General features: G+C 49.7%; 16 protein-coding genes, 1 tRNA gene and 1 other annotated feature. Of the genes, 11 read left to right on the top strand and 6 right to left on the bottom strand.

The window, feature by feature from the left end; translation table 11 throughout:
• Nucleotides 1-88: 88 nt before the first annotated feature.
• Both GJ688_RS17525 and GJ688_RS17520 read right to left on the bottom strand, forming a co-directional pair.
• Complete coding sequence (locus GJ688_RS17525; RefSeq protein ID WP_155477816.1) at nucleotides 89-1,207, bottom strand: 4Fe-4S dicluster domain-containing protein; 1,119 nt, start codon at nucleotides 1,205-1,207, stop codon at nucleotides 89-91.
• A gap of 162 nt (nucleotides 1,208-1,369) precedes the next feature.
• A complete protein-coding gene (locus GJ688_RS17520; RefSeq protein WP_155477815.1) occupies nucleotides 1,370-1,723 on the bottom strand; it encodes a hypothetical protein in 354 nt (117 codons plus the stop codon).
• Between the two features lie 151 nt (nucleotides 1,724-1,874).
• On the opposite strand from GJ688_RS17520, the gene GJ688_RS17515 reads away from it, so the two are divergent.
• Entirely contained in the window at nucleotides 1,875-2,942 is a 1,068-nt protein-coding gene (locus GJ688_RS17515; RefSeq protein ID WP_155477814.1) for a branched-chain amino acid aminotransferase, read from the top strand.
• A 63-nt stretch (nucleotides 2,943-3,005) separates the two neighbouring features.
• Here GJ688_RS17515 and GJ688_RS21110 read toward each other — a convergent pair whose 3' ends face one another.
• Together GJ688_RS21110 and GJ688_RS17510 are read right to left on the bottom strand one after the other, a co-directional pair.
• Nucleotides 3,006-3,134 carry a hypothetical protein gene (locus tag GJ688_RS21110; protein ID WP_268892106.1) on the bottom strand — a complete coding sequence of 43 codons (129 nt, stop codon included), beginning with the start codon at nucleotides 3,132-3,134 and terminating at the stop codon, nucleotides 3,006-3,008.
• A 42-nt stretch (nucleotides 3,135-3,176) separates the two neighbouring features.
• Nucleotides 3,177-4,124: a serine hydrolase gene (locus GJ688_RS17510; RefSeq protein ID WP_155477813.1), complete on the bottom strand. Its 948-nt coding sequence runs from the start codon at nucleotides 4,122-4,124 to the stop codon at nucleotides 3,177-3,179.
• 112 nt (nucleotides 4,125-4,236) lie between these two features.
• On the opposite strand from GJ688_RS17510, the gene GJ688_RS17505 reads away from it, so the two are divergent.
• The 3 genes from GJ688_RS17505 (at nucleotide 4,237) to GJ688_RS17495 (ending at nucleotide 5,682) form a co-directional block, all read left to right on the top strand.
• Nucleotides 4,237-5,244 carry a L,D-transpeptidase family protein gene (locus GJ688_RS17505; RefSeq protein ID WP_155477812.1) on the top strand — a complete coding sequence of 336 codons (1,008 nt, stop codon included), beginning with the start codon at nucleotides 4,237-4,239 and terminating at the stop codon, nucleotides 5,242-5,244.
• A 59-nt stretch (nucleotides 5,245-5,303) separates the two neighbouring features.
• Nucleotides 5,304-5,390: transfer RNA gene (locus tag GJ688_RS17500), tRNA-Leu, on the top strand.
• Between the two features lie 142 nt (nucleotides 5,391-5,532).
• Nucleotides 5,533-5,682, top strand: a complete 150-nt coding sequence (locus tag GJ688_RS17495) for a hypothetical protein (protein WP_155477811.1) — start codon at nucleotides 5,533-5,535, stop codon at nucleotides 5,680-5,682.
• A 145-nt stretch (nucleotides 5,683-5,827) separates the two neighbouring features.
• Here the strand turns inward: GJ688_RS17495 and GJ688_RS17490 are convergent, their stop codons facing one another.
• Nucleotides 5,828-6,733: a hypothetical protein gene (locus GJ688_RS17490; RefSeq protein ID WP_155477810.1), complete on the bottom strand. Its 906-nt coding sequence runs from the start codon at nucleotides 6,731-6,733 to the stop codon at nucleotides 5,828-5,830.
• Nucleotides 6,734-6,848: 115 nt separating this feature from the next.
• Between GJ688_RS17490 and GJ688_RS17485 the strand changes: the two genes are divergently transcribed.
• The 4 genes from GJ688_RS17485 to GJ688_RS17470 all read left to right on the top strand — a co-directional run bounded on the left by GJ688_RS17485 (nucleotide 6,849) and on the right by GJ688_RS17470 (nucleotide 9,709).
• The gene (locus tag GJ688_RS17485; protein WP_170292122.1) at nucleotides 6,849-7,694 is read left to right on the top strand and encodes a DegV family protein; all 846 of its coding nucleotides are present in this window, start codon (nucleotides 6,849-6,851) and stop codon (nucleotides 7,692-7,694) included.
• 19 nt (nucleotides 7,695-7,713) lie between these two features.
• Nucleotides 7,714-8,085 (top strand): phasin family protein, encoded by a 372-nt coding sequence (locus GJ688_RS17480; RefSeq protein ID WP_155477808.1) that lies wholly within the window; start codon nucleotides 7,714-7,716, stop codon nucleotides 8,083-8,085.
• A gap of 33 nt (nucleotides 8,086-8,118) precedes the next feature.
• Nucleotides 8,119-8,358 (top strand): FmdB family zinc ribbon protein, encoded by a 240-nt coding sequence (locus GJ688_RS17475; protein ID WP_155477807.1) that lies wholly within the window; start codon nucleotides 8,119-8,121, stop codon nucleotides 8,356-8,358.
• Nucleotides 8,359-8,467: 109 nt separating this feature from the next.
• Entirely contained in the window at nucleotides 8,468-9,709 is a 1,242-nt protein-coding gene (locus tag GJ688_RS17470; protein ID WP_170292121.1) for an alkaline phosphatase family protein, read from the top strand.
• A gap of 67 nt (nucleotides 9,710-9,776) precedes the next feature.
• Here the strand turns inward: GJ688_RS17470 and GJ688_RS17465 are convergent, their stop codons facing one another.
• A complete protein-coding gene (locus tag GJ688_RS17465; RefSeq protein ID WP_155477819.1) occupies nucleotides 9,777-9,986 on the bottom strand; it encodes a hypothetical protein in 210 nt (69 codons plus the stop codon).
• Between the two features lie 151 nt (nucleotides 9,987-10,137).
• On the opposite strand from GJ688_RS17465, the gene GJ688_RS17460 reads away from it, so the two are divergent.
• From GJ688_RS17460 to GJ688_RS17450, 3 genes are all read left to right on the top strand, one after another.
• Nucleotides 10,138-11,022: a hypothetical protein gene (locus tag GJ688_RS17460; RefSeq protein WP_155477805.1), complete on the top strand. Its 885-nt coding sequence runs from the start codon at nucleotides 10,138-10,140 to the stop codon at nucleotides 11,020-11,022.
• Between the two features lie 91 nt (nucleotides 11,023-11,113).
• Nucleotides 11,114-11,352: a binding site (T-box leader), on the top strand.
• A gap of 45 nt (nucleotides 11,353-11,397) precedes the next feature.
• Entirely contained in the window at nucleotides 11,398-11,892 is a 495-nt protein-coding gene (locus tag GJ688_RS17455) for an Lrp/AsnC family transcriptional regulator (protein ID WP_155477804.1), read from the top strand.
• Nucleotides 11,889-13,076 carry an aminotransferase class I/II-fold pyridoxal phosphate-dependent enzyme gene (locus GJ688_RS17450; protein ID WP_155477803.1) on the top strand — a complete coding sequence of 396 codons (1,188 nt, stop codon included), beginning with the start codon at nucleotides 11,889-11,891 and terminating at the stop codon, nucleotides 13,074-13,076. Before GJ688_RS17455 ends, GJ688_RS17450 begins: the two co-directional genes overlap by 4 nt.
• Nucleotides 13,077-13,087: the final 11 nt, after the last annotated feature.

Genomic DNA, 13,087 nt, shown 5'->3' with positions numbered 1-13,087 from the left:
CAAGCACCAGAATTTGTTGGCGAAATTCCCATACTGGTTAAGGGTTTAACGCGATTTTTAATCTGCGAAACTTGAGTAATTACAGTGATCAAAGTTTACCTTTTTCCCGGGCGATACGGGTCAACTGTTCCCGTTTGTCCTTGGGAGGAATGTAGATCTCATCGCGCCGGACTAATTCGATAGCCCCTTTTTTACACCCTTTGACACAGGCGCCGCAGCCAATGCAGCGGGAAGTATCGATGAAAGCTTTTTTACCATTCACGTCACCGGGTAAATCCACAACAGAGATGGCGTGAATATGGCAGCGCTTTAGGCAGGCGCCGCATCCGTTGCAACGTTCTAGAGCGATCTCAGGAATGAAATTGCTTCGATGGACAGAAAAGACGTCATGTTCGTTGATCGAACGCAATACCCCGCAGCAGCATCCGCAGCAGTGGCAGAGATAGGCTGGATTTTTCTGGACATTATCAGCTAGATGAACGAGACCGAGCGCCTCCGTTTTTTCTAGAACCCGAAGCATCTCGTCGACCGAGGCAGGGCGGGCGAAACCACGGCGAACCAGCCATTCAGAGGCATTGCCTAAAGACATGCAGACATCGTGAATGGGTGCATCACAGACCGTTCCCCGGTGAAGAGCTTGATGGCGGCAATAGCACATGGTCAGCGATCCACCGCCAGCGTCACGGATCATGGCCGATGCCTTCTCATAATCGAGAACCTCAGTTTCTACATCTTCCGGCATCAAACTTTCATAAGCCCAGGTCTGAAACATTTTCGTGTCGGCGCCAAAAAACTCCTCGGACACCCCATTTTCATGATGGTACTGTTCAAAGAGTTCTGCCAAGTCTTTCATGGGCAGCTTGTCCGTGACACGCATGAAGGTATATTCAAAAAAACCGATCACCAAAGGGGTAAGGGAGTAGAGCGTTCTCCCCTTTCGGGGAATATCGATGACCAAACCTTTATCCGCCATCTGGTTCAATTGAACGGTGATGTCTTCTTCCGATAGGCCTGTGAGATTGGAGAGCTTATCGGCTGTCGTAAACCCCTGTGGGAACTGGCTAGCAATCTGGGCTTCTTTCTCTTCATACATCCGGTAGAGAATCTGCATCAAAATTTCATTCATCGGTGCCCCGACTGGGTTTTTGTCGAGCCGGCGGGCCAACGCTTTGAACACTTCTTCTTTTCCGATCCCTAAGTGACCCATATCGTTCCCCTCCTGAGCAGTCCCAATAAAAATGAAGAAACCCCCTGGCCGTCGCTGGACCAAGAGATTCCCCCGTCTCATGCCCTAAGGCATGTTTATCCTATCAAAAAGGGGGGGAAAGCTCAAGTAATGCTCTGAATTTCGTTCTCATTGAATAACCCTTTACCGCATAGGAGAACCGGAATCTTTCTGACGATCTTCGTCCTTTTCCTCATCTTCGCCTGAAGTGCTTCCGCCTTTTTTATCTTTCTTTTTATCGTTTCCGGATGATCCTTCGTCACCTTCATCATCGCTGGATTTACTGGATTCTTCTTTTCCTCCTTTATTTTCCGTATCTTGCTCATCGCTCTTATTATCTTTCTTGTCTTTGCTTCCGCCAGATGTTCCTTCCTGACCGCCTTTGTTTTGCTGTTGCTGTGGTTGCGGCGGCTGACTCTCAGGAGGACGGCGAGCGGGAGAGCAGCCTTGGGCTATCATAAATAAGATGATCATCATGAAAATCAACATTCGCTTCATTAAATCACCTCCCTGAAGAGTTTTCCTCGTGAATTCAGCCTCAATTCATTGACACTGCTATTCTTCATAATGTACCATCATCTTCAAGAAAGCCTTTTAAATAGGACGCCTTTTGATGAGGCTAGATGTTATTGAAAAGGGATGGTTGTAAATGCTCGAATTGAAAATCGAACTGGCTCCCCAGCGAAAAGAAAAACCGCCCGCTGACAAGCTGGGTTTTGGCAAAATTTTTACAGACCATATGTTCGTCATGGATTATTCTGTAGAACAAGGGTGGCACAACGCCAAGATCAAACCTTACGAACCGCTGGAACTCGATCCATCGGTCATGGTTTTCCATTATGGACAAGCCATTTTTGAAGGCATGAAAGCCTTCCGGACGCAAGACAATCGGGTTGTCTTATTCCGTCCCGAAAAATACATCAGCCGGATGACCAACTCGGCGCGAAAACTCTGCATCCCCGAGTTTGATGAAGCCTTTGTCGTCAAAGCCATCAAAACCTTAATCGATACGGAACGGGATTGGGTCTACGGAGAAGAAGGAACAGCCCTGTATATTCGGCCCTTTATCATCGCCACAGACCCCTATCTCGGTGTACGCCCCTCGCACACATACAAATTCATGGTTATTCTTTCACCCGTCGGCGCCTATTATGCCGAAGGCTTTAATCCCGTCAAAATTTTTATCACCGACGAATTTACCCGGGCAGCCAAAAACGGCTTAGGAGACGTTAAAACACCGGCCAACTATGCTGCCAGCCTCTATGCTGGCGAAAAAGCAAAACAAATGGGCTTTACCCAAGTCCTTTGGCTGGATCCCGTCGAGAAGAAATATATCGAAGAAGTCGGAACGATGAACGTCTTCTTTAGAATCGGTGATGAAGTGGTTACGCCCGTTCTCCACGGCAGCATCTTGCCGGGTGTGACGCGAGATTCGGTCATTCAAGTCTTGAGAAACTGGGGAATTCCCGTGGTCGAGCGTACCATCTCGGTCGACGAGCTGTTCGAAGCTCATGCTGCAGGGAATCTCAAAGAGTCCTTCGGAACGGGGACGGCCGCAGTGATTTCTCCGGTTGGTTTGCTCCGTCACGGCGATCGTGAAGCTGTCATCAACGAGGGGAAAACCGGTGAATTGGCGAGCCGGCTCTTTGACTCCATTACGGGAATGCAGTACGGAAAAAGTGAGGACCTATTCGGCTGGATCGCCGACGTGCGCTAAAGGAATCAAAGAATAACATAAAAATGGTAAAAGCCAGCCTGCGGGCTGGCTTTTTGCATCGATTTACTTGTTGGTTTTCGGAAAAGCGGTTTCTCCGGTCGTAGCCGTAGCGCCGGCGCCGGGTGTGGTAGCAGCCGTCGTTTGGGGTACATTGATGCCCGTGTTTTGTTTTACTTTATCATTCTTGGCCATAATCTATCACCTCCCGGGACTAGTTTGTCCTGGGTGGTTCTTTCAATTCGTACGGGGATGGTATTCTCGTTGGTATTCATAGGTTAATCGAGCGATACGTCCGATCGCCTCTACGGCTTGCTGTTCATCGGGGTGGCAGCATAAAACCGATAAGACATAAGGTCTGTTGGGTAGAAAGATAATGGCTGTATCGTTAAACACTCCTTCTTGAGAACCGATCTTGTTCGCCACTTCAACGTCGAAGGGCACACCGGCGGGGATGCGGTCGTCGAACTTGCTGTGCAGCAGGTACTGCATCATTTCTTCCCCTAAAGGATGTTCTATCTGTCGGAACAACCAAATCCCTTTTAAGTACAGCGCAGCATCACGGGCACAAGTCACATTCCCTTTTCCTGGACCCCAAGGAATCACCGATGCCCCGGAGAGCCGTAAAAAAAGATAAAAATTGGTTCGACCCAGACGTCGCATGAGCATGTTTGCGGCCGTATTATCACTATCTTCAATCGTATGCTTCGCCAACTGTCGAAGCGTATATGTTGTCCCTATATTATAGCTCCAAAGCCCGCCTGGGCTGGGCTCCAAATCGCTCGGCACGATGGAAATGGTTTCATCCAAGTTAATCCGCCCGTCCAAAGCCAGGGAATAGAGGAAAAGCACCAAGGGTACCTTGATTACACTGGCCGCCGGAAAAGCCATATTTGAGTTGATGCCAAACTGATGGCCTGTCGATAAATCTTCCAAATAAACGGCGAAAGAGCCGCTGAAGTCAGCCATCTCTTTTTTTATTCGTTGTTTCAGCAGATCATATTCTTCATCCGGGGAAAAAACGTTCTGCTGTGCCTCGGTGAAATGGTTCAGAAATCGAAGGTGTGAAATATTTCTATGTTGCCGGTATAGGAAGCCCATCGTACCGAACAGTGCGAAAAGGAGGAAGCCGATTAAGAAATACAGGGCTCCTTTGGACAACCGCCCTTTTCGTCGAATCGCCAAGGAAACTCCTCCTTATAGTTCAGCCTTCCATCATCATACGGTCCCTCAAAAGGGAATATGAATTATTCGGGATGATATAAGCACTTTGAAGTATAAAGGAAGGAGTAACGGGATGTTTGTAACCATCAACTTTTCCAAACATAGACTAAGATGGATCGCCGGCGTACTGTTGGTGCTGATCGTAACAGGGTGGTACTTCTGGCCCCAAAGCGCTCCAACGGTGAAAAATACTGAACACAGCTCTTCTCATTGTGGCGACGTAGAACGACTGCTCTGCCCAGCGGCACCGCCGATGCAAGGGGAGGACGTGGAAGAACTGCAAAGTCGATTAAAGACGCTGGGGTATTATACGGGTCCCATCGACGGCCTTTATGTCGGTAAGACCGTGGAAGCCGTAAAGACGCTGCAGAAACAAAAAGGACTATCCCCCGATGGCACAGTGACCGCAGAAACCTGGCTGTCCATGGATAGTCCCGTCACGACAACCGCTGAACCCTCAAAATCACCTACACCTGTGGAAGAGCCGAAAGGCACCATTATGCTGGTGGTCGATACGGAAAAGAACACCTTGACGGTCCTGGCGGACGGTAAACCTTATAAGAACTATCCCGTTTGTACCGGTAAGACGAAAACCCCCTCTCCCATCGGAGACTGGACCATTATCGATAAACAAAAAAACTGGGGAGACGGCTTCGGCTCCCGTTGGATGGGCTTTAACGTACCCTGGGGTATCTACGGAATTCATGGAACGAACAAACCTTGGTCGATTGGAAAAAACGAGAGTGCCGGTTGTATCCGCATGCATAATCGCGACGTAGAGGAACTGTATACGTACATTCCTTTAAAGACGGTTGTCCGGGTCATCGACGCCAAACCCTTCAAACTGTCCAAAAAGAAATACATCCTTGGTGAAACAGGCCAAGAGATAGCTCGGATACAAATGCGCCTACAAGAAAAAGGCTATCCGCTTCACCTGGCTGACGGTCGATTCGGGCCCGAGATGGAAGAAGCCGTTCGTTCCTTACAAAAAAAGCATCAACTTCCCGTAGATGGGATCGTGAACGAAGCGGTAATGGCGATTCTGGATTTAATGGTAGATGACACGAAAATTAATACTTGACGCTATAGGACAGGGTTGTTATAATTCTAAATGTCTTCCGAACAAGGAGACAAGCAAATGCGGTCGTGGCGGAATTGGCAGACGCGCTAGATTCAGGTTCTAGTGGTCGCAAGGCTGTGGAGGTTCAAGTCCTCTCGACCGCACCATATGAAAGATCAAAGACGGTGTTACACCGTCTTTTTTATTTTTTTATAGCTTGTTTTCCAGATATACTCCCTCTTCGCCGCGGATATTTCCCCTCTGCCGACTCAAACTAAAGGGTATAACCGACGAAAGGGGGGATGGAGGATGTTTGAACGGAATAAGACCCTCGTTCACGACACCGGTTTTGAATTCGGCCACCCCGGCTGGTTCGCATTTCACGCCGTAGCCATACCTACAATGATGTATATCGGTTCCCTGGTGACACAAAAAAAGAGACGCGGTCGATTCCGTTAATATTATGCTAAACCGGGCTTAAATGGAGGCCCGGTTTTTTCACAAAAAAATCCAGCGCCAAAGGCGCTGGCAGGGAGAGATATATCCACCAAAAAGCGGAGCGTTAATAGATTGTCCATTGAGATGAAAAATATACATAAAGACATTAGGTTGTCGTGAAGACGAGAGCCGTCGAAGAAAATGGCTCTATCGAACGGTTCCCGGCCAGTGTCTCTGCTGACGGCATAGGAGGTTTCGGGCCGAGCCAAATGAGCAGATCCTCCGGGGGAAGGTGGGTCAAGGTCTCCTGTAAAAACCGCTGCGGTTTGTCGATGCGGATGGTCCAATCGGGAAGAGTGAATCGAACATAGCGCGGCAGTCGAATATGCACTTCCGGTGCCCCCAGCACATCGTACCAATCGGAAAGCAATTTCAACCATTCCGCTGCTGTGAATGGATCGGGCGGGAGGAGCATAAAATGGATGGCACCAAAGTCATGGGCTGTGATCGCCGTCAATAATTCGGTCACACTTTTCAGATCCCGACCACGGTCCCAGAGCACTTTACAAGTGGCTTCTCCGGTAGGCACCAGATTCCGTTCTCCTTCGGGGGCACGTATGCAAGCCAACCGCTCAGCCGCATTCTCCGGAGGCAAGCCGATCAAAACGGCCATGGTCCAAGCGGCGATTGCACCATGAAGGGCATCGCTACCTAAGATCGGAATCTGAACCCGCCATTCACCTGGTGAAATGGTGGAACCGTTGAGGACTTGTAGGTTTCGCTGTAAAAAGACGTTAAAAATACTACCACTGGTGGTATAATGAATGGTAGTTGCTGTCACATCCGCTTGGGGGGATAAACCGCAACGGTACCGATTTCGTCCCTTTTCATCATTCAACGGCACAACGGTGATCGTCGGGTTGGTGACCTGTCGAACGGAAGGTTCATGATAAGAAATGCGATACTGTGGTACCTGAATGACGAGACGATCGGTGCGAGTTTCCATGAGGACGGAAATTTGGGGAGGAATTATTTGGGTGAAAAATCCTGCTGTCCAACGGTGAAGGGTCAACCCCATCCCTCCTTTTCCCGATGATTTCTTATAAAATAATATGGCCTTTTAATTTTTCCTTATTTACGTTCACTTCTGGTACCCATCACATTATTTGGAGGGAGTGGCCCTATCTTTGTCGAAGATCCATTTAGTCACAGATAGCACGGCCTATCTCACCGAGGAAGAAATCCGGCAGTTGCAGGTATCCCTTGTGTCCCTGCGAGTTATTGTGAACAATGAACCGGTAGAAGAGACCGCCGAAGATCCGGAGCGATTCATCGAATACCTGCGTAACGCGCCGACCATTCCGACCACGTCACAGCCGCCGCCTGGTGAACTTCTGGACGTATATGACCGGCTCACGGCGAACGGTGATACGGTTATTTCGTTACACTTATCGAGCAAATTGAGCGGTACCTTTCAAGCTGCCAAATCGATGGCTGACCATTTGGAAGGTCGCCCCATTCACGTTATCGACACTGAAACGACTGCCATAGGCTTGCGGATTCTTTTGGAGGCAGCGCGGAAATTGATTGACGCCGGTATGAGCACTGAAGAAGTGATCCGGGAAATCGTCAAAGTTCGAGAAAGACTTAGGTTGTTTTTAATTGTAGATTCCATGGAATATTTATATCGAGGCGGCCGAATCGGCGGCGCCCAGTCTCTCTTCGGTACGTTGTTACAAATCAAACCGGTCCTCTGGGTGAAAGAGGGAAAAGTCGAAGTTTACGAAAAAATCCGTACGCGCAAGAAAGCCTTTTTACGGGTCGCTGAGTTCGTCAGAGACAAATGGAATTCAGAAGGACCGCAGCGAATCGCTTTAGCCTATGTTGGCGCTTCGGCAGAGGTGCAGGAACTGCAGGAACAGATCATTTCTTTAGTTCCCGATGCATCACCTACGATCCATTTTGTGGGTCCTGTGATTGCGGTTCACGTGGGACCAGGCACCGTTGGTGTCGCCATGGCCCCATTGGAATAAAAAAAAAGGAGTGTTGCCCATGTTGGACGTCGTACGTAAGGCCCTGTTGGCCGGCTTGGGAGCGCTGACATTGACAAAAGAGCGGGCCGAGTCATTGGTGGATGAACTCGTCAAAAAGGGTGAGATGAGCAAAGAAGATGCGAGCAAAATCGTCTCTGAATTGCTCGAAAAAAGTAAAGAGCAACGGGAAGTGGTTGCTGACACCATCAAAACGGAGTTCCACCGGGTTCGCAACGACTTCGGCTTTGTCACCCGCAAGGAGTATGAAGCGCTAGAAGCCCGCATCGCCAAAATCGAGGAAAAACTAGGGATGAGCACACCACCGGAAGTGGTCATCGATGCCGATCCACAGTCAAAAGAAGATAAGGACCCGGAATCAGGCCAATCATAAAATATAATACGAACAAAATCGGAGGAATCCCCAGTGCCCACTTATGACTTTGAATGTACCCACTGCGGTCATCGCTTTTCTGAAATGGTCGCTTACTCCAAACGCAGCGAAGTCCCCTGCCCTGAATGCGGCAAGGCAGATGCAAAAATCCGGTTAACCGGTTTTTTCGTTGGAAAATCGAGTCCGAAATCCCCTTGTGGACCCGGTGGTTGTTCCCTGCCTTCCCCAAGCGGCTGTCCTGGAGCGGGATGCGGCTGTCCTGGAGCGATGTAAATCCCATGCCTGTCTGATTCTCATCAGACAGGCATTTTTCATTCATAGAGATTCTCCGATAGCCATATATATGCAGCAAGTACAGGGACAAGGGGTTGGAGGCAGTAAGATGAAGCATGGCTCCATGAGCAGGAAATCCAAACCGATTCTCTGGTTCTGTCTGCTTGCATTGTTGATATCTATGGCCGTACCTGCCGTCGCCAATCCGGAACCACAACCGGAAGTGAAGCCGCCGGTGGAAGACAAAGCGACACGCCCAATCAAACATGTGCTCGTCATCGTCATGACTGGAGTCAGTATGGATGCCTTGTTGCATACATACACACCAACCTTTAACGAACTGGTGAAAGAAGGAGTCAAGGTCGATCAATCTTCCGGCGTCTACCCGACGAAGGGTCCTTCTGCCTTGGCTTCGCTGATCTCTGGCGCTAGTCCCGAGCGACATGGCTTATTAAAACCCTCGCAAAAGTTAAATGCCGAGTCAGTCTTTCAAGTTTGGCAAAGTCGAGGATTGGTCACTTTGCTAGCTGCCGGTCCGGAGGAAGAATTTGCACCACTCTCCGGAGGGTTCACGTATAAATCATTCGTACCCGGCGGGACTGACAAAGCGATCACCGATCGCGGTTTGGATCTTTGGAAGAGCATGAAACCCTTTGCCACCTTGGTCGTTCTCTCGCAGGCCGAAAAGGAAGCGAAAACAAAGGGCCCCTATAGTCAGGACCATCTCAAAGCGATTACAGAATCGGATCAGCAGGCAGCCCGCTGGATCCGGATGTTCAAAGAAGCGGGCCTGTACGATGATACACTGACCGTCATTGTTTCTGATTACGGATTGGCCCCTCGGACGCAAGAGCGAACCATGCAAAACATCGATCGGGAACTGATCGTCCCTCTTTTGTTGCGCGGTCCTCGATTGAAGACGGGCGTGACGATCCCGCCGGCTCGAACGATTGATGTAGCTGCTACACTGGCTCAACTCACCGGCAACCGAGTTCCTGCCCAGTCGGAAGGGGCGGTCTTGTGGAACGCCATCCTTCCTAACGGAGAGTTCAATCAAGAAAATTTATATGAAAAACGGGTCAACGATTTGGCCTCACAAAACCTGAACCTCGCTCGGGAAGCTTACCAATTGGCTGAAGACAAGATAACCATCAATGGCCGAATCGACGATTTGCAAGCACAAAAGCAGCAGATGCAAAACTTTACCGAGGAAAAAGAACAAACGATCAGTTCATTGGAACGCAAGGTCGCTTGGCAACGTTATTTGATCGGCGCGATCGTCATTCTGGCGCTCATTGGTTTTCTGGTGGAATACTGGCTTCTCCGCAAGCGGTTCCTCTTGTTTGATTAGAGAAAATGGTCGAAGAAAAACCGGGGCCCGCTTAGGGCAAGCCCCGGTTTTTTTACTCATATAGCGTTTAACCGGCACGATGACGGAGTTTTTCCCGCAATTGATCCACTTGCGCGGCAAATCTCTCGAGCCGATGCTTTTCATTTTCTTCAGTGTAGTTTCCAGACTCTAAATCGAGTGTTGCAATCAGCTTGGCATAGAATAACTTATCCTCTAATGACATTTTTCCATTTTGAAAATACCTATGGATTCGGAAAAGGATCTGTTCTTCCTGCAAATGATAGTCACCTCTTTCATCAATCACAACGGTCACCTTATGAACATATGCCCGGGATTGGAATGTAGAACCGGTCTAGCTCATGTTTTAAGTGCATAAATTTTACATTAGGACGAGCTTTTTTGGACGGTATGAAGGAGGAAGGCTGAAATTGATCGGAAAAAAGCAACCTATGGTAGAACAGCAGATACTTCGCCTGCTTGACCAGCTCATCGACGAGGCGAGTCAAATCAGTATGCTTGTTGGTCCCTATCGGGAAGAACGGTTTATCGACGGTGTGCGCATCACCGAACAACTGGCCGCCCTTTGTGAGTTGCTGGTCGAAGGAAGACGGGAGTATGTCGAGCCGACGATGCGTCAACTGCTCCAGCAAAAACTGCCCCATCCTGCCGTAATGAGAAGCTTCGGAGAATTTCAACAGGCCCTTGAGGAGTATTTGGCAGCAGGGCTAGCGAAGCGCAGAGCCCTTTGGAAGGGTCATGAGGCAAAGACAGCCGAAACCCCTCTTGTTGGGCCCGTCGACATCGAGAGGATCCCAAGGGAACTGGAAGGAGCATGCCTTGAAGTCGCCGCTACCACCACCGAATCGCCCCGGTTAGAGGGTGAGGAAGGGTCTTTTCAGGGAATTTCAGATAGTGAGAGTGAGTCCTCAGAAGTGACCGCTTATCTAGAGGATTGGCTCGCTCAGGAAGGTTGGATAACAGAGGTAGAAAGCCCAACCCAGGAAGCAATGATCGAAGAGATTATCCAGCCGCCGGAGAACAGCGAATCCGGTGAAAGTATAATTATGCGCGTTTTACAAGACCTATACCCAAAAGTTGAGATCATCGCCGGCAGCCCGCCTGGGGTTACCGGAATTTCCGCTTATGTTCCCTCGAAAAAGGTAGCTATCGCTTGCGGCAGCCCTTCTAAGAAGACGAGCCGCATGGAGTTTGCCTGCCGGCAATTGGGATTGAAAGTGACCTATGTATCTCCTTTCGATATGCACAGCCCTAGCCGGCTTAAGCGGAGCATTTTACGTTCAGGGACTCCTTAGCTTGCGAATCGATCCACTTTATTCCTCGGGCAAATTCAACCTTGACCTCACTCGCGGAGAAGTGTACAATATCCTTACATTTGTCTCACATACTTTGGTGATGATAGGGAAGAGTACCTGCTAGACCTGTGCAGATAGCGAACCGGAGTTGGTGGAAGCCGGGCTGACAGAGGTAGGGAAGCCACCCTTGAACTGCAACCTGAAACCTCCTGTTTCCGGGACGGGATGGGGTAGGGAAGCCGGAATCCTCCGTTATCAGGAATTCGAGTTGACCGGTTTTTTGCCGGTAACTAGGGTGGTACCGCGTTGGCAAAAGCCTTCGTCCCTTTTTGGGGATGGAGGCTTTTTTAATTTTGAATTAAGGGAGTGAGCCCAATGGGCGCAATCGATAAGAAAAAGTTGCTTGATATTTTGCAGGACGATTGTCGAATCAGTCACGAACAGATCGCCCTCATGCTCGGTCAAGATGTAGAAACAGTCAAAAGGGCCATCAAAGAGATGGAAGAAGAACGGATCATCCTTAAATATCCCGCCTTGATCAACCCGGAAAAGCTGGGCGATGATACGGTCACCGCGATGATTGACGTAAAAGTCGTTCCCCAACGAGATGTGGGCTTTGATCAAGTGGCCGAACGCATTTATCGTTACCCTGAAGTGCGCTCCGTTTTTCTCATGTCTGGCGGTTACGACCTCTCTGTCGTCATCGAGGGACGGACCATGAAGGAAGTCGCCCTCTTCGTCGCCCAGAAACTGGCGGTGCTGGAGCACGTCCAGTCGACGGCGACCCACTTCGTCCTCAAGCGGTACAAAAAAGACGGCGTCATCTATGACGAAAAAGAAGAAGATTATCGACTGCAGGTGAGCCCATGATGAAACCGATAGAAGAATACTTAAATCCCACGATCGTCAATCTACCCCCTTCTGGGATTCGCCGCTTCTTCGATCTGGTGGCGAATACGAAAGGTGTCATTTCTTTGGGAGTCGGGGAACCGGATTTTATCACTCCTTGGCACATCCGAGAAGCTTGCTTTTATGGCTTAGAACGAGGTTATACCATGTATACCTCGAACTTTGGTACACCGGAACTGCGGAAAGAAATCGCTAAATATGCCGCCAAACGCTACCACGTTGAATATGAACCCCTTTCCGAAATTCTGATCACTGTCGGTGCATCGGAAGCGGTTGACCTCGCCATGCGAGCGATGCTGCGTCCCGGTGAAGAAGTGCTCGTCCCCGAACCCAGCTACGTCTCCTACGCACCTACGGTCACCATGGCCGGAGGGGTTCCCGTCGGGGTTCCCACCTATGTAAAAGATGATTTTCAACTGACCGTCGAGGCGTTGGAACAAAAAGTGACCAGCAATACGAAAATGCTTGTGCTTTGTTATCCGAATAATCCGACGGGAGCCATCATGACTCGGCCGGAACTGGAGGCTATCGCTCGATTTGCCGAAAAACACGATCTGCTGGTGCTTGCCGATGAGATCTATGCCGAATTAACTTACGAGGGAAGTCATGTCTCCTTCCCGTCCATCGCCGGCATGAAGGATCGAACGATTTTGATCAACGGTTTTTCGAAATCTCACGCGATGACCGGTTGGCGTGTCGGTTATGTATGTGGAAACAAGGAATTTGTTGCCCAGATGACGAAAATTCATCAATACACCATGCTTTGCGCGCCGATCATGGGACAAATGGCCGCCTTAGAGGCGCTGCGCAACGGCGAAGCCGAAAAAGAACGTATGGTGGATCAATATGACCAACGCCGTCGCTTCGTGGTGGGAAGATTCAACGAAATGGGATTGACATGCTTTAACCCGAGAGGGGCCTTTTACGCATTCCCCAGCATTTCCGTCACCGGCCTCAGCAGTGACGCCTTCTGCGAAAAACTGCTGGCCGAAGAAAAGGTGGCTGTCGTGCCGGGAACTGCCTTCGGGCAGAGTGGGGAAGGGTTTATCCGGGTCTCCTACGCGTCTTCCCTGGCCAACTTGACAGCAGCTATGGACAAGATGGAGGCATTTGTAGAACGCTGTCAAAAGCGGCAGGCATCTTAAAGGAGAGGTGC

Source organism: Heliobacterium mobile (assembly GCF_009720735.1).
Lineage (GTDB): Bacteria > Bacillota > Desulfitobacteriia > Heliobacteriales > Heliobacteriaceae > Heliobacterium > Heliobacterium mobile.
Note: the sequence above shows the minus strand (reverse complement) of the source record. Positions and strands in the feature narration are given on the sequence as shown.

Excerpts from the sequence above, each read along its gene's own strand:
- GJ688_RS17525 (WP_155477816.1), bottom strand. The coding sequence starts at position 1,207 with ATGGGTCACTTAGGGATCGGAAAAGAAGAAGTGTTCAAAGCGTTGGCC.
- GJ688_RS17520 (WP_155477815.1), bottom strand. The coding sequence starts at position 1,723 with ATGAAGCGAATGTTGATTTTCATGATGATCATCTTATTTATGATAGCC.
- GJ688_RS17515 (WP_155477814.1), top strand. The coding sequence starts at position 1,875 with ATGCTCGAATTGAAAATCGAACTGGCTCCCCAGCGAAAAGAAAAACCG.
- GJ688_RS21110 (WP_268892106.1), bottom strand. The coding sequence starts at position 3,134 with ATGGCCAAGAATGATAAAGTAAAACAAAACACGGGCATCAATGTACCC.
- GJ688_RS17505 (WP_155477812.1), top strand. The coding sequence starts at position 4,237 with ATGTTTGTAACCATCAACTTTTCCAAACATAGACTAAGATGGATCGCC.
- GJ688_RS17495 (WP_155477811.1), top strand. The coding sequence starts at position 5,533 with ATGTTTGAACGGAATAAGACCCTCGTTCACGACACCGGTTTTGAATTC.
- GJ688_RS17480 (WP_155477808.1), top strand. The coding sequence starts at position 7,714 with ATGTTGGACGTCGTACGTAAGGCCCTGTTGGCCGGCTTGGGAGCGCTG.
- GJ688_RS17470 (WP_170292121.1), top strand. The coding sequence starts at position 8,468 with ATGAAGCATGGCTCCATGAGCAGGAAATCCAAACCGATTCTCTGGTTC.
- GJ688_RS17455 (WP_155477804.1), top strand. The coding sequence starts at position 11,398 with ATGGGCGCAATCGATAAGAAAAAGTTGCTTGATATTTTGCAGGACGAT.
- GJ688_RS17450 (WP_155477803.1), top strand. The coding sequence starts at position 11,889 with ATGATGAAACCGATAGAAGAATACTTAAATCCCACGATCGTCAATCTA.